This window comes from Candidatus Pelagibacter sp. Uisw_130 (assembly GCF_047722505.1).
GTDB lineage: Bacteria > Pseudomonadota > Alphaproteobacteria > Pelagibacterales > Pelagibacteraceae > Pelagibacter.
On sequence record NZ_CP159814.1, the window covers coordinates 753,258 to 769,207 of the forward strand.

General features: G+C 30.1%; 22 protein-coding genes. 5 read left to right on the forward strand and 17 right to left on the reverse strand.

What is annotated here, in order from left to right; translation table 11 throughout:
* Positions 1–175 precede the first annotated feature (175 nt).
* From ABXT55_RS04115 to ABXT55_RS04125, 3 genes are all read right to left on the reverse strand, one after another.
* Positions 176–604, reverse strand: a complete 429-nt coding sequence (locus ABXT55_RS04115; protein ID WP_415284046.1) for a CBS domain-containing protein — start codon at positions 602–604, stop codon at positions 176–178.
* A gap of 140 nt (positions 605–744) precedes the next feature.
* Entirely contained in the window at positions 745–897 is a 153-nt protein-coding gene (locus ABXT55_RS04120; RefSeq protein WP_415284047.1) for a hypothetical protein, read from the reverse strand.
* 42 nt (positions 898–939) lie between these two features.
* The gene (locus ABXT55_RS04125; protein WP_415284048.1) at positions 940–1,119 is read right to left on the reverse strand and encodes a hypothetical protein; all 180 of its coding nucleotides are present in this window, start codon (positions 1,117–1,119) and stop codon (positions 940–942) included.
* Positions 1,120–1,677: 558 nt separating this feature from the next.
* Between ABXT55_RS04125 and ABXT55_RS04130 the strand changes: the two genes are divergently transcribed.
* Positions 1,678–2,232, forward strand: a complete 555-nt coding sequence (locus tag ABXT55_RS04130; protein WP_415284049.1) for a NifU family protein — start codon at positions 1,678–1,680, stop codon at positions 2,230–2,232.
* Positions 2,233–2,242: 10 nt separating this feature from the next.
* Positions 2,243–2,473 carry a hypothetical protein gene (locus ABXT55_RS04135; protein WP_415284050.1) on the forward strand — a complete coding sequence of 77 codons (231 nt, stop codon included), beginning with the start codon at positions 2,243–2,245 and terminating at the stop codon, positions 2,471–2,473.
* A gap of 168 nt (positions 2,474–2,641) precedes the next feature.
* On the opposite strand, the gene ABXT55_RS04140 is transcribed toward ABXT55_RS04135, so the two are convergent.
* From ABXT55_RS04140 to ABXT55_RS04165, 6 genes are all read right to left on the reverse strand, one after another.
* Complete coding sequence (locus tag ABXT55_RS04140) at positions 2,642–3,595, reverse strand: DMT family transporter (protein ID WP_415284051.1); 954 nt, start codon at positions 3,593–3,595, stop codon at positions 2,642–2,644.
* 99 nt (positions 3,596–3,694) lie between these two features.
* On the reverse strand, positions 3,695–3,859 hold the full coding sequence (locus ABXT55_RS04145) for a hypothetical protein (protein WP_415284052.1): 165 nt from the start codon (positions 3,857–3,859) through the stop codon (positions 3,695–3,697).
* Entirely contained in the window at positions 3,856–4,056 is a 201-nt protein-coding gene (locus ABXT55_RS04150; RefSeq protein ID WP_415284053.1) for a hypothetical protein, read from the reverse strand. The genes ABXT55_RS04145 and ABXT55_RS04150 overlap by 4 nt, the downstream gene beginning before the upstream one ends.
* Complete coding sequence (locus tag ABXT55_RS04155) at positions 4,047–4,484, reverse strand: DUF4396 domain-containing protein (protein ID WP_415284054.1); 438 nt, start codon at positions 4,482–4,484, stop codon at positions 4,047–4,049. The genes ABXT55_RS04150 and ABXT55_RS04155 overlap by 10 nt, the downstream gene beginning before the upstream one ends.
* Before the next feature lie 5 nt (positions 4,485–4,489).
* Positions 4,490–4,918 (reverse strand): c-type cytochrome, encoded by a 429-nt coding sequence (locus tag ABXT55_RS04160; protein ID WP_415284055.1) that lies wholly within the window; start codon positions 4,916–4,918, stop codon positions 4,490–4,492.
* 101 nt (positions 4,919–5,019) lie between these two features.
* A complete protein-coding gene (locus ABXT55_RS04165; RefSeq protein ID WP_415284056.1) occupies positions 5,020–5,739 on the reverse strand; it encodes a hypothetical protein in 720 nt (239 codons plus the stop codon).
* 195 nt (positions 5,740–5,934) lie between these two features.
* Here ABXT55_RS04165 and ABXT55_RS04170 point away from each other — a divergent pair, with 195 nt between their 5' ends.
* Positions 5,935–6,819, forward strand: a complete 885-nt coding sequence (locus ABXT55_RS04170; protein ID WP_415284057.1) for a DMT family transporter — start codon at positions 5,935–5,937, stop codon at positions 6,817–6,819.
* 21 nt (positions 6,820–6,840) lie between these two features.
* Here ABXT55_RS04170 and ABXT55_RS04175 read toward each other — a convergent pair whose 3' ends face one another.
* The 6 genes from ABXT55_RS04175 to ABXT55_RS04200 form a co-directional block, all read right to left on the reverse strand.
* Positions 6,841–7,377, reverse strand: coding sequence for a pentapeptide repeat-containing protein (locus ABXT55_RS04175; protein ID WP_415284058.1), 537 nt, complete (start codon positions 7,375–7,377; stop codon positions 6,841–6,843).
* 69 nt (positions 7,378–7,446) lie between these two features.
* Positions 7,447–8,847 carry a Glu/Leu/Phe/Val family dehydrogenase gene (locus tag ABXT55_RS04180; RefSeq protein ID WP_415284059.1) on the reverse strand — a complete coding sequence of 467 codons (1,401 nt, stop codon included), beginning with the start codon at positions 8,845–8,847 and terminating at the stop codon, positions 7,447–7,449.
* Between the two features lie 49 nt (positions 8,848–8,896).
* Positions 8,897–9,385, reverse strand: coding sequence for a hypothetical protein (locus tag ABXT55_RS04185; protein WP_415284060.1), 489 nt, complete (start codon positions 9,383–9,385; stop codon positions 8,897–8,899).
* Positions 9,382–9,675, reverse strand: a complete 294-nt coding sequence (locus ABXT55_RS04190) for a hypothetical protein (protein WP_415284061.1) — start codon at positions 9,673–9,675, stop codon at positions 9,382–9,384. Before ABXT55_RS04190 ends, ABXT55_RS04185 begins: the two co-directional genes overlap by 4 nt.
* Position 9,676: 1 nt before the next feature.
* Positions 9,677–11,287, reverse strand: a complete 1,611-nt coding sequence (locus tag ABXT55_RS04195) for a SulP family inorganic anion transporter (RefSeq protein ID WP_415285452.1) — start codon at positions 11,285–11,287, stop codon at positions 9,677–9,679.
* A 192-nt stretch (positions 11,288–11,479) separates the two neighbouring features.
* Positions 11,480–11,878: an HIT domain-containing protein gene (locus ABXT55_RS04200; protein WP_415284062.1), complete on the reverse strand. Its 399-nt coding sequence runs from the start codon at positions 11,876–11,878 to the stop codon at positions 11,480–11,482.
* A 59-nt stretch (positions 11,879–11,937) separates the two neighbouring features.
* Here ABXT55_RS04200 and ABXT55_RS04205 point away from each other — a divergent pair, with 59 nt between their 5' ends.
* On the forward strand, positions 11,938–12,138 hold the full coding sequence (locus ABXT55_RS04205) for a DUF2061 domain-containing protein (RefSeq protein ID WP_415284063.1): 201 nt from the start codon (positions 11,938–11,940) through the stop codon (positions 12,136–12,138).
* An 18-nt stretch (positions 12,139–12,156) separates the two neighbouring features.
* Here the strand turns inward: ABXT55_RS04205 and ABXT55_RS04210 are convergent, their stop codons facing one another.
* A complete protein-coding gene (locus ABXT55_RS04210) occupies positions 12,157–13,461 on the reverse strand; it encodes a malonyl-CoA decarboxylase domain-containing protein (protein ID WP_415284064.1) in 1,305 nt (434 codons plus the stop codon).
* Between the two features lie 105 nt (positions 13,462–13,566).
* Entirely contained in the window at positions 13,567–14,739 is a 1,173-nt protein-coding gene (locus ABXT55_RS04215) for a pyridoxal-phosphate-dependent aminotransferase family protein (protein WP_415284065.1), read from the reverse strand.
* A 41-nt stretch (positions 14,740–14,780) separates the two neighbouring features.
* On the opposite strand from ABXT55_RS04215, the gene ABXT55_RS04220 reads away from it, so the two are divergent.
* Entirely contained in the window at positions 14,781–15,938 is a 1,158-nt protein-coding gene (locus ABXT55_RS04220; RefSeq protein ID WP_415284066.1) for a mandelate racemase/muconate lactonizing enzyme family protein, read from the forward strand.
* The last annotated feature ends 12 nt before the right edge of the window (positions 15,939–15,950 follow it).

A 15,950-nucleotide genomic window follows, 5' to 3' on the forward strand; every position in this document is an offset into this window, starting at 1 on the left:
ATTTAGAATAACTGCGATCAGAATAAGCAAATGAAGGTTGAATGTTTTATCAATTTTCAATTGCCAGTTAGAGTTATAAGCGATAAAATATTAAACGCTAACAAGCCTAAAACTATAATTGGTAATATGTTTTTGAAATGGCCTAAGAAGTATATTTTTTATTGTTAAAATTTTATTATTTATTTATAAAATCTGTTAAATGTTGGTTTTCATCTTTATACTGTTCAATAATATGGTTTACCACATCTCCAATAGACACAATGCCTAAAAGTTTTTTTTCTTCTATTATAGGTATATGTCTAATTTTATGATTAGAAATTATTTCCATTAATTCTGTAACAGAAGTATTTAGATTGCAAGATATTATATTTGTAGTCATTATTTTGGTAACCAGTAATTCACTGCTGAATTCATCTTTATAAATATATCGAGCAAGATCTCGCTCAGAAATAATTCCAATTACACTTTTATCGTGTTCACTTAATACTGGCATAACACCGACGTTATGTGTTTGAAGTTTGTTGCTTGCTGTCTTTAATGTATCTTTTTCAGTTAATGTAAAACATTCTCTATTAGAAAGTTTTGTAACTAGTTTTCTCGCCATTTTTATATTATATGTTTATTTTATTACCATCAAGATCCTAGCACAAGAATGTTACTCATAGATAGGCTTTAATTTTGTTCAAACTTCTAATTTTTGCTCTATCAACTTGTTGCTAACTAAGAATTATAGAATAACCCCACTTATTTTTTTGACAGCTCATCTTTCATAACTAATTTAAGCTTCTTTAAGGTTCTTAAATCGTACCAACTTTTAGGTCCTCTTTTTGAGCTTCTTTGTTTTTCAGCAACAGTTACTTTTTTTTTAAGATCTTTGTGTTTTTCTTTTATTTTCATTTATTTGATCACTCTGAACAAAACAATTTATCATATTAATTTTTATTCATCTGACATTGGACAAGGTGATATTGGTTCTAATTTCTCTTGGAGTTTTCCTGATGAAGTTCGTTCTTTTTTATTTCTTTTAGATTCCTCAGAACTTTCTGCTAATTGATTTCTTTCTTTTTCAGCTTCTTCTTCTAAATATTTTTTAAATCTTATTCCTCGAACAATCTCCATAAATTTATTATCTCTCTTAACTTTTGGATACTCCAATTAAACAATCTCTACATATTGTGTAATTTTACTAAATTTATAATGCAAATTAATGTTAAGACTTTTTAAAACCATAGTAGACATAATTATTTTAAAATTATATTTTCTAATTTTAAGGGGGTCACCCTTTCGGTAAACTCCAAAAGAGTTCCCCTATAAGTGGCGGTCTACGCCAAAATCCATAATAATGGATTTATGTTTTCTTGATCTTAGTTAGTCTTTTATTATTTAGTCACAACCAGCTAAATTTCAGGTGGTGATAGGCTCATAATCGACCTCCTTTATTGATTGTTTAAATCATACCATCTCCAAATACCCTATTCAAAACATTTATTTTCTTTTATGTTAAATATATTTATTGAATGTAATTTAGCAGAATAATATAATTTCGAAAATTTAAACAAACCTTCTTACCATGCTTTTTCCCGTATAAAAAATACTTTAAACCGTCTCAATTTTATTGAAGTAATCTTATAAAAAATATAAAATTTTTATAAGTAATTAATTAAAAATATTGTTCTAATGAATATACAAACAGAAGCGACTCCAAATCCTTCCAGCTTAAAATTTTTACCAGGTAAAACTGTAATGGAAAAGGAAACGGCCGATTTTCGTAATGTCGAAGAAGCAAAATTCTCTCCATTCGCCTTAAATTTATTTAAAATTGATGGTGTTGAGGGAGTTTTTTTTGGCTCTGATTTTATTTCAATAACAAAAGCTGACAATCATGATTGGCAATACCTCGAATCTACAATTATTGAAACAATTAGAGAATGTTATAAATCAGAAACTACTTTCATACTTGCTGGTCAAGATAATGCAGGTGATACAAGTACTACCGAAGATACAGAAGAGGTGATTAAAATAAAAAAAATAATAGATACTCAAGTAAGACCTGCTGTTGCAAAAGACGGTGGAGATATTACTTTTCAAAGTTTTGATAACGGTATTGTCTATCTTCAGATGAAGGGTGCTTGTTCAGGCTGTCCAAGTTCAGCCCTAACTTTAAAAGCGGGTATTGAAAAAACACTTAAACATTATATTCCCGAAGTGCTCGAGGTCCAACAAGTAACCTAAAATAACAATTATGAAACTATTAAGATGTATAATTCCATCAGTAATTAATTTTTTTGTTTATTTAATCTTATCGCTTATAGCAATTTACTGTTTAATTTTTATTGCTAGTTATTTTGCAAGCCAAACTTATGCCATAACTCACGGAGAATATTTTTTAATTTGGATTGTGATGGCAGTTTTTATTAGACAAGTCAGTGGAGATGTATCTTTATTATTTTTTAAAAAATCTAAAAGAAAATAATCTTAAAATATAAAGATTATTTAATTCTTAACTTCCTTTTCCAGGCTTTGAAACAACAAAGCTAATAGCAAGAAGACTTAGAAAAGATATTAAGATTAACCAATACATAAAGGAATACTACTAAATCTTAAATCAGGTGTCTAGGTGATGGAATGATAATTAATTAGTTTATCTTCTAGTTGGAATTTTAGATGCAACATACTGTTTTCGAACACCTTCTCTAAAGTAAATATAAACCCCAGCTGAAATTATACAAATGACCCCTAACAAAGTTCTAAGAGATGGAATTTCATTAAACAAAAAATAACCTGGGATCATTGACATAATAATCAACGAATATTCAAATAATGAAACAACGGATGGAGATGCAATGATATAAGCTGAAAAGATACATAAGAACCCAATAGATGCTGCTACTCCAAAAAATAATATGAATTTCCAAGTATAATCAAAGTTTGTAAACCACTCTCTAAATATAAACTGTGTAGTTGGATCAAAATCAGTGTTGTTGAATTGACCATTGCCCATAAAGACATAAATGATGCCACATAAAACAAGAGCAATTAAATAAAAATAGTATAACTGGGTGTTTACATCATCCTTATCAGAGGTGTATTTAGTAATAGTCATTGATGCTGCATAAAATAAAGCACTTAACACTGGTAACAAATTTCTATAATCAAAACTTTCAAAATCAGGATTTAAAACGATTAATACACCAAAAAAACCAAAGGCAATAGCGGACCATCTTCTAATACCAATAAATTCTTTTAAGAAAAATTTAGCAAAGATAGATACAAAAAAAGGACAAGAAAAGAATAAAGCATTAGCAGTTGCTAGTTGCATATAAGTGATAGAGATAAAAAAGGTTGAAAAAGCAACAAAGTGCAACAACACTCTTACAAAAGTTAATACTGGATAATATGTTTTAAGCGATACTTTCTGTCTTTTAAAACTTAAATAAATAAAAAGCACTGTTGCTGCAATCAAATACCTTCCAAAGAAGATCTCATAAAGGGCAGATTTTTCAAATATAAATTTAATTAACGAGTCTTGGATTGCAAACAAGCTCATTGCAATCAATATTAAAACTATCCCTTTTGAATTATTGTCCCTACTCATTATCTAAGCTTAAATCTGGAACAAAGAAACTTAAAGATAATATAGTTAAATTTACCAAGACCATAGAAATTAGGAGCAGGTTTTTTATTTTTTGTTTTCTTAGCTTTTTTCTTCTTCATAACTAATATGGTTTTGTGTTTCATTTGAATGCTTAAGATTATAACAATCTGTACAAAGTAAGATCACTTCAGGTCCTGAACTCACTTGTGTTAAGATGGCTGTATCATCTCCACACTCATTGCACCCTGATAAACGTTTTTTCATTTATGTTTTTTGCGGGTAATTTCATTAATCTTATCAATATAATTCTTTATTTCATGACTATTTGTAGGTTTGTTATCTTGCTTAGGGTTTTTCTTTCTTTGATAATAATAATAGATAGGCATAACAACAGATAAGGAAACGATAACAATTGCGAGTATAATTTCAGAAGTTGTAACCATTTTAATATTTAATGACACGCTTGATTGAATTTTTTAAGTCTCCAGTAATTATAAGGCCAAGGTGTTAAAAAACCAACCATTAACATAATGGGCACTACCCACCAAGTTAGCATCGCTCCACCGGTTAAAAAATAATCTGTAGCATTCATGGAAATTTCCATACTAACCATAGAGATAAAACTCATACCACAGGCTGTCTTTAATGCATTCATAAAATCAAATTTTTGTTTCATTAAAATATAAGTCTCAAGCATAATGCTAGTGAGCAAACCATTAATGATTGCTAAAGTCATAATACCTAAAACTGGAAAAGGAATTTTACTTAACTGAAAAAACAATATGGTTCCAAAATCTCCAATGGAACAACCAATAACACACCACATCGTATTCTTCGCACTAATTCTCCAGCTATCTTTGCATCCCCAATGAAATGTATCTGTTGCCATATAATTTATTTACTTAAATTTATTTGATGTTGATAATAATCATCTGGCCAAAAACTTTTAATGTAAGCTAAAACTGAATCTATATCTTTGTCATTAAGGTTATCTTTAAACCCACCCATTTTTCCTTCGTAATCACTGATAATTCCAGCTAATCCATATTTGATAATTTTATGTAGTGTCTCATCATCATGATGCCAAGTGTGACCCGTACCATTTAAAGGGGGTGCTTTTCTATGACCATCTTCATCAACGCCCTTCCAGTTTTCAGCTCCAGATAAATTCACCTGATGGCAACTTGCACAATTATTTTGATATGCAATTTTACCTTTAGCAATCATTAATACAGAATCTCTTGTAATTGGATAATGATTGTCTGAGTAAGAAAGGTTACTTAATGATATAAACAGAGTTAAAATTAGAAGTATTTTTTTCATAACTACTAAGTTTATATAGCGAATAAAGTCTTTTTATATCGTAGATATTTTTAAATTTTATAACAATGGATGATGTTTTAGATTTTCGGTGATCTAAAAATCTATTTATTATTGTCATCTTTAGTAAGATTCTCTTCACCAATAGGTTTTTGTTCTGATGGTTGCTCTGTAACCTCTGGTGTTATTTCTGGTTCTGATGGTTGCTCTGTAACCTCTGGTGTTATTTCTGGTTCTGATGGTTGCTCTGTAACCTCTGGTGTTATTTCTGGTTCTGATGGTTGCTCTGTAACCTCTGGTGTTATTTCTGGTTCTGATGGTTGCTCTGTAACCTCTGGTGTTATTTCTGGTTCTGATGGTTTATTTTTTTGACCTCTAAAATACATATATCCAAACGTAACAATGAATAAAATAAGGCCAATTAAGTAATATAAATATTGATTAATAAAACTTTTACTTGAATCTTCTACATCAACGGTTGTCTTAACAACTTCTAAAACCTCTGGCTCTGTTGCCTCTTCTTTAACAACTTCTAAAACCTCTGGCTCTGTTGCCTCTTCTTTAACAACTTCTAAAACCTCTGGCTCTGTTGCCTCTTCTTTAACAACTTCTAAAACTTCTGGCTCTGTTGCCTCTTCTTTAACAACTTCTAAAACCTCTGGCTCTGTTGCCTCTTCTTTAACAACTTCTAAAACTTCTGGCTCTGTTGCCTCTTCTTTAACAACTTCTAAAACTTCTGGCTCTGTTATAATTTTTTTTTTAGAATTATTTTCTAAGGCATTAGTTGCTATAAACGCTATTAATACTATGACAATTATGCTCATTAAATTTACATCATACATCTTTTAAAAAGAAAAAGCCTGTATTAAGGGTCATCATTCAATAAATTTAATAGATGGATTTCATGGCTTTTTAGGTTAAGTTTTGAGCATATTCAGTTAGTCTATCTTTTTAATCACATGTTTGAGTGTTTTTTAAACTTATATTTTTTTTAGTTTGTTGGATTATAGTGCTGGCTAATGAATAACTTTTTCTTATTTATAGTCACACTTTTTTGCTGGTCTCCTACTTGGTATGTAATCAAATTTCAATTAGGTTACGTAGATCCATTAGTATCTGTATTTTATAGATTTTTAATGGCTGCAATCATCATTTTTGTTTATTTAGTTTATAAGAAAAAAAATCTTAAGTTTTCTTTAAATCAGCATCTTTGGTTTTTAATCTTTGGTATCTGTCTTTATTCTCTAAATTATGTTTTCTTTTATCTATCAAATACTTATTTAATAAGCGCATTTCCAGCGATTGTCTTTTCAACGGTAGTGATTATGAATATTTTAGGAGAAGGCTTTTATTTTAAAAAGAAACCTTCTTTAAAAACTTTACTTGGCGCAACTATTGGAATGATTGGAATTATAATAATCTTTAATGATGAAATCTTTAATTTTTCCTTAGCTAATGGCACTCATGTTGGTTTATTTTTAGCACTACTTGGAACATTTTGCGCATCAACAGGTAACATGGTTCACCAAAGAAACTTAAATAACAATTTTCCTTTAATACCAACCATTGCTTATGCAATGCTTTATGGTTCACTGGTCACTCTATTAATTACCCAAATAAAAGGTACTGAATTATTATTTGAATATAGTTTCAGCTATATCGCGTCCCTTGCTTACTTATCTATTGTGGGCTCAATATTTGCTTTTATCTTCTATTTAAGATTATTAGAGAAAGTTGGAGCAGGAAGAGCTGGTTATGTGGGGGTTGTAATGCCCGTACTTGCTTTATTAATATCAACAGTGTTTGAAAACTTAGAATGGCAACAAGATTTAATAATAGGCTTACCTATTTTAATTATTGGTGCTGTACTTGTTATTAATCAGAAAATAAAACCTATAAAATAAATTAATAATTCCTAAGAATTTTTATTTATTACATTTACCAATGGAAACTAAAGAACATTTAGTTCCATCAATCCAAGTTGCGTTATTAAGATTGGCACCCTCAAAGTTGGCATTAAGAATATTAGCACCTGTTAAATCAGCTTCAAAAAGATTGCTGTTAGTGAAGTTTGTCTCAATTAATGATGAGCCTTTAAAATTTACTCTTGTTAAGTTTGCACTTGAAAAGTTGGCTTTTTCAAAGATACCCCCTTCAAGATTTGCTTCATATAAATTAGTTCTAATAAAAGAAGATTCTACAAAATTACCATTAGCTAATATTGCGTTCATCATTACCCCTTTATCAAAGGTAACTTTAATAAAGCTAATAAAAGAAAGATTAGAGTTTGGTATATAAGCTCTACTTAGATCTTGGCCTTCTGAGAATTGGCAATTAGAATAATCCACGCCATCTGTTGGGGCATCATCACAACCTGCTTTAGCACCGCTGGATATCAATAAACTTAAAACTAAAATGGCAAAAAACTTAACAATAAAGCTAGTGCCCAATAATTTTGTCATATTAAATGCTAACAAATCATAGATTGAGAGTCTTCTATTAATTTAATTATAGATAAAATTAAGCTGCTATTATCTTTTTGGGAAACCTTCTACTGTATAGAAGTTTCTTATCTTCTTTAGAGACACATAATAAGCGCTATCTCTAAATGATTTTTTAATTTGTTTTTTAGCATTATAAATTTCAATAAATGCATTTCTCATACTATCTTCTAGACCTGAAAATGCCAAATCCTCTTCATCCGCTCCATGAATAATTTTTTTAATGGTATCAAAATCAGTTTTAGTATTAGTTTTTTTATCTATCAAATCAATAATGTCTAATATTTTTTGTTCTTGAAATCTTTTTTCAACTCTACCAAAACGTATATGAGAAATATCTTTTACCCACTCGAAATAAGAAACTACTACCCCACCCGCATTGACATAAATATCAGGGATAATCATAACTCCTTTTTCAAATAATTTTTGGTCAGCCTCAAATGAAATAGGACCATTAGCAGCTTCAATTATTAATTTTGTTTTAATCTTATCTACATTATCAACTGTGATTGCATTTTCTAATGCAGCCGGAATTAAAATATCACAATCTAATTCTAAGAGTTCGCTTGGTTTATTTTTAAAATCTCCAAGCTTAGGATTTTTAATACTTTTATTTTTTTGAAAAAATTCAATTAGTGCATTTATATCAATACCTTTTTTATTATATAAATAACCATCAAACTCTCCAATAGCTATAATCTTTGCATTGTCTCTATTATATAAATGTTTAGCTAAATTACTTCCTACATTACCAAAACCTTGAACTATAATTTCATTATCTTTTAATTCATTTTTTAAACCAGCTTCTTTAACGACATCTTCATGTCTAAATATTTCTCTAACCACTTCTTCAATGCCTCTACCAGTAGCTTCTGTTCTTCCAGCAATACCTCCACGATGTAAGGGTTTACCCGTTACACAACCTCTATAATTTATATCATCAGGTTTAAGTGTTTTGTATGTCTCTAAAATCCATTCCATTTCTCTTTCTGATGTTCCGACATCTGGAGCTGGAACATTTAAAGCTGGAGAAATAAAACCTTTATTAATTAGTTTACTTGCAAAGGCTTTAGTAATTTCTCTAAGTTGAGGCATTGTGTAATTCTTAGGATTAATTTTTAAGCCCCCTTTTGCGCCACCAAAAGGAATATTAACTATTGCACATTTGTAAGTCATTAAAGATGCCAAAGCTTCTGTGTCGTCTTGATCAACCGTTTCTGAATATCTTAGTCCACCTTTGGTTGGAAGTATATGTTCTGAATGAACTGCCCTCCATCCTGTAAAATTATTAATTTTGTCATCTAAGACAACACCTACATTTACTTTAATTAATGAGTGAGTAGATTTTAGATGTTCAAGTAAGTCATCACTAAAGTTTAGTAATTTAGCTGATTTGTCTACATGTAAGTTGACGTTATCTTTAAAGCTCATTTATAAAAATCATATATTAATGAAATTTATTAACCACTTTTATCTTTATCTAATGAGGCTTAGTCCAATACCCATAAACACATCGTGTTCCACGTCTTGAACAATCATAAGTGTCATGCAAGACACCATCTTTAACAACAGTTATATGTTTTGAACAAGATACAATTAAAGTTCCAGTTGGAAGTTCATCTTTTTTTAAATGAACTTTACAACCTTGACCGATAAACATTGTTGGCGTCCACTGCCATCCTAGTTTTTCAAGATATTTTTTAACAACTACTCTATGAGTGCCTGATCTTGGACTATCATTTTTTTGTTTCAAACTTCTAGCAAGCTTAGTTCTTGATGTAGTTCTAAATTCTTCATTAGCTTTATAAAGATCATCATAAATTTTTTGATATGGGAGACCTGATACAATTGCAATAGATCTAACTACACAATCTCCAGCTTTTCCCTTGTAACCGGCAGCAGCCCTGCCACCATCATTAATTTCTAATTCTAAATTGCTACTTGAAAATAATCTTTTAAAAAAATTCAAGATTTACTTTTGTGATCAAGGATCTCCACCATACACTGAGTTGCATATTCACGCCATTCCACAGCTGATTTATCCTTAAGGTTATTAAGGTGGTTCATATTACTATCAATATTTTCTTGATGTTTAGCTTTATCAGCCTCATCTAGATTTTTTTCCATATTAGTAAGATTGGTCTTCATTGCATTAATCCAACTATTGCCAAGCTCTACACATTTAACATCATCTTTCTCATCACAAATTTGCTTAAAGAAATTAAAAATAACGTCATCAGCTTTTATCTCTTTATTCATATTATTTTCCAAAAATACCCAATTTCACATCATAATCAACTGCAACTCCATAATCTGGATCATCATCACTATCGACTACAAGTTGTCCTGCTTTACTTAATAATTTATGACAATCACGAGTGAGATGTCTAAGCTTAACTCTTTTGCCAAAACTATTATATTTGTCTGCAATATCTTCAATTGCTTTTAAAGCAGATTGATCAATTACTTTTGATCTAACAAAATCAATAATAATTATATCAGGATCTTTAGAGGGATTAAAAAGTTCAAGAAAACTATTTGTTGAACTAAAAAAAAGAGGCCCTTCTATTTCATAAACTTTTGCACCTTTTTCTGTTTTAGAGGGTCTTTCTGTTGCTCTAATTTTTGATGCTGACTTCCATGCAAAAACTAATGCAGAAACAATTACCCCTACTAATACTGCTACTGCTAAATCTTCTAAAACCGTAACAACAGTTACAAGTATTGTGACTAAAGCATCACTTTTTGGAACAAAAAATAAAATCTTTAAAGAGTTCCATGCAAATGTTCCAATCACTACCATGAACATCACACCAACAAGGGCAGCAATAGGTATCATTTCAATATATGATGATGTGTATAAAATAAAGATTAACAAAAATAATGCAGCAGATATCCCTGCTATACGTGTTCTACCACCAGATCTAACATTGATCATTGATTGACCAATCATCGCACAACCACCCATTCCCCCAAAAAACCCTGTAACAGTATTTGCTAAGCCTTGTGCTAAACATTCCTGGCTAGCACCACCTCTTTTATTGGTTATTTCTCCCACCAAATTTAAAGTTAGCAAACTTTCTATCAATCCTATTGAGGCTAAAATGAATGCATAGGGAAAAATAATCTTCAATGTTTCAATATTAAAAGGAACACTTGGAATAGAAAAATCTGGAAGCCCACCTTTAACACTAGCTAGATCACCAACATTAGGAATATCGATTTTTAAGGTTAAGGCTAAAATAGTTGTAAATAAAATAGCCACTAATGTAGATGGCAATAATTTTGTAATTTTTGGCAAAAACCAAATAATAAACATCGTAAATACAACAAATATAATGGAATAAAGTAGTGTATTCCCTGTAACCCACACTGACTCGCCAAGTGCATTTATTGTTTTAAACTGACTGAGCTGAGAAATACCAATTACTATTGCCAGTCCATTCACAAAGCCAAGCATTACAGGCTCCGGGACCATCCTGATAAATTTACCAAGTTTAAAGATACCCGCAATCAATTGTAATATTCCCATCAAAACTACTGTTGCAAATAAATATTGAGCTCCATGGTCCATAACAAGTGCAACCATTACAACGGCTAAAGCACCTGTAGCCCCTGAAATCATTCCGGGTCGACCCCCTATTAAAGCAGTAATTAAACCAACTATAAAAGCTGCATAAAGACCAGATAAAGGTGCTACACCAGCTACAAAAGCAAATGCAATAGCTTCTGGAACTAAAGCTAAAGCCACTGTTAATCCGGACAAAATTTCAACTCTAAAAAGTGAAAAGGATAATCCTTCTTTTGGAATATAGTTTTGCGAATTAAATCTAAAAGACTTTACAATGCCTAAAATTGCTTCTGATGCAATTTGTGAATTGGGTTTTATTTTTTTCAAATATTTTACTAGTTTTATTAATATTAAAACACTTCTTATGATCTAATAAAGCAAGTAGTTGATAAAGTCTACTTTCAATTATTAAGTGTATAACTATTTGAAGAGAATCGCATACAAGTAATGTAAGGGTGGCGTAGGGAGACTGAAACCACCCTGACCCCTTCCCTAAAAACCTTTTTTTAACAAATCAATAATTTTTTTTAATGACTGTTTTAAGTAAGGTTTACCTTTAGTCATCCAAACAGATAAAGGCCACGTACTATCTTTGGTAGATCTTGCAATAATATGAATATGTAATTGAGGAACAATGTTACCAATTTTTTCAACATTAAGTTTTTTAGTTTTAAATATTTTTTTCATTAACTTGCTACAATGAACAATTTCTTTCATAAGCAACATTTGATCTTTTGAATTAAGTTCTGAAATATCAGTAATATTTTTTCTTTTTGGAATTAAAATGATCCAAGGAAATTTTGCATTATCAATTAAACGAATATTGCATAGTTTTAGATTGGTTATTAAATGAGAATCTTTTAGAAAACTTTTATTTACTTTATTTGCCATATTAAATTTTAATATAAATCTGTTTCATAAGCAAAATCTATTATAAGCTAAACTATATTATGGCTGATAAAAAAATACGATCCGTTGCTAAAACATTTTCATGGAGACTTTTTATATTTATCTACTGGGTAATATTTGGGTATATTTTTACTGGTAGTTTTAAAGGAGCTGGAATACTGGGGTTAGGCTCAATAATTCCTCTCTTTTTTTATTATTTTCATGAAAGAATTTGGAACAAGATTAAGTGGGGTCTTAACTAAATAAAAATTAAAGTATCTTTATAAATATTTCTTTATTTTATTAGATACAATTATTTTGTTATTATTTACATAATCTTCATGATTTTTTTCAATATTTGTAAGCTCATACAGATAGTTGACCATTACCCCAAAAGATCTTTTAAAACCAACTTCAGAAATATTTGCATTAACAATTATATCATCAACAATTGCTCCATTACCTAAATGAAATCGGCTAACATCATTAAGCGGCAATCCTTTATTATTTTTTTCATTAATTATGTAATGAGCTACTAATTTTATTATAGCTTCTTTATTTTTTACAATTCTGTTATCACCTAATTTCAAATCTTTTGACTTTAAGAAGGAAACATCTTTATCCTTCAAATTTCCTAAAATATTTTTAATCTTAACTTCATCTAAATACCTAAACCAATCAACAAAGCCTGGTATGGGCGATAAAGTCCCAAAGTTTTTAATATGAGGTAGCTCCTCTTGTATTTCATAAACAACTCTTTTAATTAAAAAATTACCTAACGTAACTCTTGATAAACCCTCTTGGCAGTTACTAATCGAATAAAAAGTTGCTGTATCATAACTTTTTGAGTCGGTAGTTGATGGCTTCATTAATTCTTGGATAGATCTACCTAACCCTTTAGTAAGTGCAACCTGAACAAAAATAATAGGTTCGTCTTCAAGGGCTGGGTGAAAGTATGAAAAAAATCTTCTATCTTCACCTAATCTTCTTTTAAGTTCATTCATGTCATTTATTTGATGAACTCTTTCATATTTAATTATTTTTTCTAAAACAGCTGCTTTAGTATCCCATGTAATTTTTTCAAGTTTTAAAAATCCAGGATTGAACCAGGCTTTAAATAAATATCTTAAGTCATCATCTAATGCTTTAAGATCTTTGTTATCTTTTAAAATTTTAATCAAATCCTCTCTCAAAGAAACTATTGCAGAAGTTCCATTGGGGGCCATATTCATTCTTGTAAAAAGCTCTCTTCTACTTCCCTCAGAAACTCTAAATAAGTGTGATAAATTTTTTTCATTTTGTGAATTTTTATAAATATCAATCGCTTCATTAACCTTCATAAAACTTGGCTTATTTTTTTCATTAATTTTTTTAAAGAACAAAAGTTTATTTTCAACAGATAAGGTTTGATATAATTCAATAATATTTCTTGCAACCGTAATACCAAACGCAGCACCTTTGTGTGAAATCAAATCATCACATAAAGATATGATGGACTCTAAGTCATTTTTTTTAATATTTTTTATACCAAAAAGTTTTTGACCAGCATCAGCAATGGATGAAATTATCTCTTTAAAATTAAACATAATTAATTATATAATAATTAAATATTCAACTAAAGATCTAATAGAAACATTTAGTGAAAAAATTTATACTGTTAAAATTTAAAAAAGTAATCTTTTACTTAATTTTTAAGAAAGATATTCGAGAGCTTTAAGTATACCACCTTTTTTATAGGGTATTTTAGATTTCATTAAACCCATCTCAACTCCTGCTAACGTTCCAGCAAGCATTAGTTCATTAAAATCACCTAAATGACCAATTCTAAATATTTTTCCAGCAACTTTTGCTAATCCTGCTCCTAAAGACATATTATAATCATCCAAGATTATTTTTCTTAGTGCGTCTGCGTCATGACCTTCTGGAACAAGAACTGCTGTTAATGTACTAGAATATTCTTCTGAGTTTTTACAAAGTACTTCTAGCCCCCAAGCATTCACAGCTATCCTGGTTGCTTCAGCAAATCTTTTATGTCTACTAAATACATTTTCTAAACCCTCTTCCATAAGCATATTAATCGCTTCATCTAATCCGTATAACAAGTTTGTAGCTGGTGTGTATGGAAAATGACCTTTTTTATTACTCTCTATCATTGGCTCCCAATCCCAATAAGATTTAGGTAAGTCTGAGTTTTTATAAGCCTCTAAAGCTTTTGAGCTTATCGCATTAAAAGAAAGCCCTGGGGGTAATAATAAACCCTTTTGAGATCCACCAACTGTAACATCAACTTTCCATTCTTCATGCTTATAATCAATTGATCCTAAAGAAGATATTGTGTCTACAAATAATAAGGCTGGATGATTTGCATTATCCATTGCTTTTCTTATTTCACCAATTCTACTAGTTACGCCTGTGGAAGTTTCATTGTGTACAGCACAAACTGCTTTAATTTTTTTTTCTTTATCTTCTTTTAATTTCTGTTCAACAATATTTGGATCTACACCTGTTCTCCAGTCACCTTTAATAAAATCTATTTCTAATCCAAATTTTTCTGCAATATCATACCAAAGAGTAGAGAAATGACCTGTTTCAAACATCAAAATCTTATCGCCAACACTTAAAGTATTAACCATTGCAGCTTCCCAGGCACCAGTACCTGAGGCTGGAAAAATTATTACAGGTTCAGAAGTTTTAAAAATTAATTTAATTCTATCCAATACTCTTAAACCTAATTCTGCAAAATCAGGTCCTCGATGATCAATGGTAGGATAATCCATTGCTCTTAGAACTCTATCTGGCACATTTGTTGGTCCAGGTATCTGTAAAAAATGTTTACCTGGTCTAATAATATTTGAAATTGGCATAATGCTGTATAAGCTAAACTTTTTAGATAATCAAATTTTTAATGATGACAAATAGTACTAGTTTAATAGATAGCTTAGAAGTTTACGTATTAAACAACCCAGATGAGACAAAGCCACACTGGGTAAGTCATTTTATTGTTCCGACTGCAAATGAATTACTAATTAAAATTAAAAATAAAAATGGCAATTCAGGATTTGGAATGGCAACAAGCTACACTGATATATCACCAATTATCAAACCATTTTCAAATGGCCTTGAAGATTTCATAATTGGAGAAGATCCATTTTGTCCTGAAAAAATTTATGAAAAAATATTTAAATTAACTGATACTAGAATTAGTAGTGAAAAAGGCTGGAGTAAAGAAGCTTTAATTAGAATTTCAGCAGCTCTAGATATTGCTTGCTGGGACTTAGTTGGTAAATCATTAAATATTCCCCTGTATAAATTATTTGGAGGTTATAGAAATAAAGTTCCAGTGTATGTAACTTGTGGATATTACCAAGAAGGTAAAAGCGAGTCAAAGTTAAGAGAAGAATTAAAAAAATTAATAGAAATAGGTCATCAAAGTTTTAAAGTTAAGGTTGGTGGATTAAGTATTAAAGATGATGCAAAGAGATTAGAAATAGTTAGAGATGAAATTGGTCAAGAAAAAGATTTAATGATCGATGTCAATAGAGCTTGGAATCTCAAAACTGCAATTGAGGGTGTTAAAGAGTTTGAAAGATTTAAGCCAACCTGGATTGAAGAACCACTAAGATGGGAAGATGATCGAAGAACACTAAAATTCTTATCAAAACAAACAAGTATACCTCTATCAGGGGGTGAGAGCGAGATAACAACTTATGGATGTAGATCTATGATTGAAGAAGATGCAATACAAATATTGCAATTTGATTGTACAATGTTTGGTGGATTTACAAACGGGAAGAAACTTTCTGCTTTGTGTGAATTAAATCATATCGATATAGCTCCTCACCACGATTGCTTCATACACGCACCATTAGTTGCATCTACTCCAGCAGGAAGAATTGTTGAGTCATTTGATGATGAAAGAGATCCTTTACAAGCTCAATTATTTGAAAACTCTCATAAGATGAATAATGGATGGATATATTTAAATGAAAAGCCTGGTTTAGGACTAGAAATTTCTGAAACTGCGTTAAAAAAGTTTGGTAAATTAGTTTACAAAAATAAATAAACCTTTATCAAA

What these genes read in the sequence shown, in the direction of transcription:
- ABXT55_RS04210 (WP_415284064.1), bottom strand. Translation starts at nt 13,461, where the DNA reads ATGTTTAATTTTAAAGAGATAATTTCATCCATTGCTGATGCTGGTCAA.
- ABXT55_RS04205 (WP_415284063.1), top strand. Translation starts at nt 11,938, where the DNA reads ATGGCTGATAAAAAAATACGATCCGTTGCTAAAACATTTTCATGGAGA.
- ABXT55_RS04130 (WP_415284049.1), top strand. Translation starts at nt 1,678, where the DNA reads ATGAATATACAAACAGAAGCGACTCCAAATCCTTCCAGCTTAAAATTT.
- ABXT55_RS04120 (WP_415284047.1), bottom strand. Translation starts at nt 897, where the DNA reads ATGAAAATAAAAGAAAAACACAAAGATCTTAAAAAAAAAGTAACTGTT.
- ABXT55_RS04160 (WP_415284055.1), bottom strand. Translation starts at nt 4,918, where the DNA reads ATGAAAAAAATACTTCTAATTTTAACTCTGTTTATATCATTAAGTAAC.
- ABXT55_RS04155 (WP_415284054.1), bottom strand. Translation starts at nt 4,484, where the DNA reads ATGGCAACAGATACATTTCATTGGGGATGCAAAGATAGCTGGAGAATT.
- ABXT55_RS04180 (WP_415284059.1), bottom strand. Translation starts at nt 8,847, where the DNA reads ATGAGCTTTAAAGATAACGTCAACTTACATGTAGACAAATCAGCTAAA.
- ABXT55_RS04215 (WP_415284065.1), bottom strand. Translation starts at nt 14,739, where the DNA reads ATGCCAATTTCAAATATTATTAGACCAGGTAAACATTTTTTACAGATA.
- ABXT55_RS04165 (WP_415284056.1), bottom strand. Translation starts at nt 5,739, where the DNA reads ATGAGCATAATTGTCATAGTATTAATAGCGTTTATAGCAACTAATGCC.
- ABXT55_RS04140 (WP_415284051.1), bottom strand. Translation starts at nt 3,595, where the DNA reads ATGAGTAGGGACAATAATTCAAAAGGGATAGTTTTAATATTGATTGCA.
- ABXT55_RS04190 (WP_415284061.1), bottom strand. Translation starts at nt 9,675, where the DNA reads ATGAATAAAGAGATAAAAGCTGATGACGTTATTTTTAATTTCTTTAAG.
- ABXT55_RS04200 (WP_415284062.1), bottom strand. Translation starts at nt 11,878, where the DNA reads ATGGCAAATAAAGTAAATAAAAGTTTTCTAAAAGATTCTCATTTAATA.
- ABXT55_RS04115 (WP_415284046.1), bottom strand. Translation starts at nt 604, where the DNA reads ATGGCGAGAAAACTAGTTACAAAACTTTCTAATAGAGAATGTTTTACA.
- ABXT55_RS04220 (WP_415284066.1), top strand. Translation starts at nt 14,781, where the DNA reads ATGATGACAAATAGTACTAGTTTAATAGATAGCTTAGAAGTTTACGTA.
- ABXT55_RS04145 (WP_415284052.1), bottom strand. Translation starts at nt 3,859, where the DNA reads ATGAAAAAACGTTTATCAGGGTGCAATGAGTGTGGAGATGATACAGCC.
- ABXT55_RS04135 (WP_415284050.1), top strand. Translation starts at nt 2,243, where the DNA reads ATGAAACTATTAAGATGTATAATTCCATCAGTAATTAATTTTTTTGTT.
- ABXT55_RS04125 (WP_415284048.1), bottom strand. Translation starts at nt 1,119, where the DNA reads ATGGAGATTGTTCGAGGAATAAGATTTAAAAAATATTTAGAAGAAGAA.
- ABXT55_RS04175 (WP_415284058.1), bottom strand. Translation starts at nt 7,377, where the DNA reads ATGACAAAATTATTGGGCACTAGCTTTATTGTTAAGTTTTTTGCCATT.
- ABXT55_RS04170 (WP_415284057.1), top strand. Translation starts at nt 5,935, where the DNA reads ATGAATAACTTTTTCTTATTTATAGTCACACTTTTTTGCTGGTCTCCT.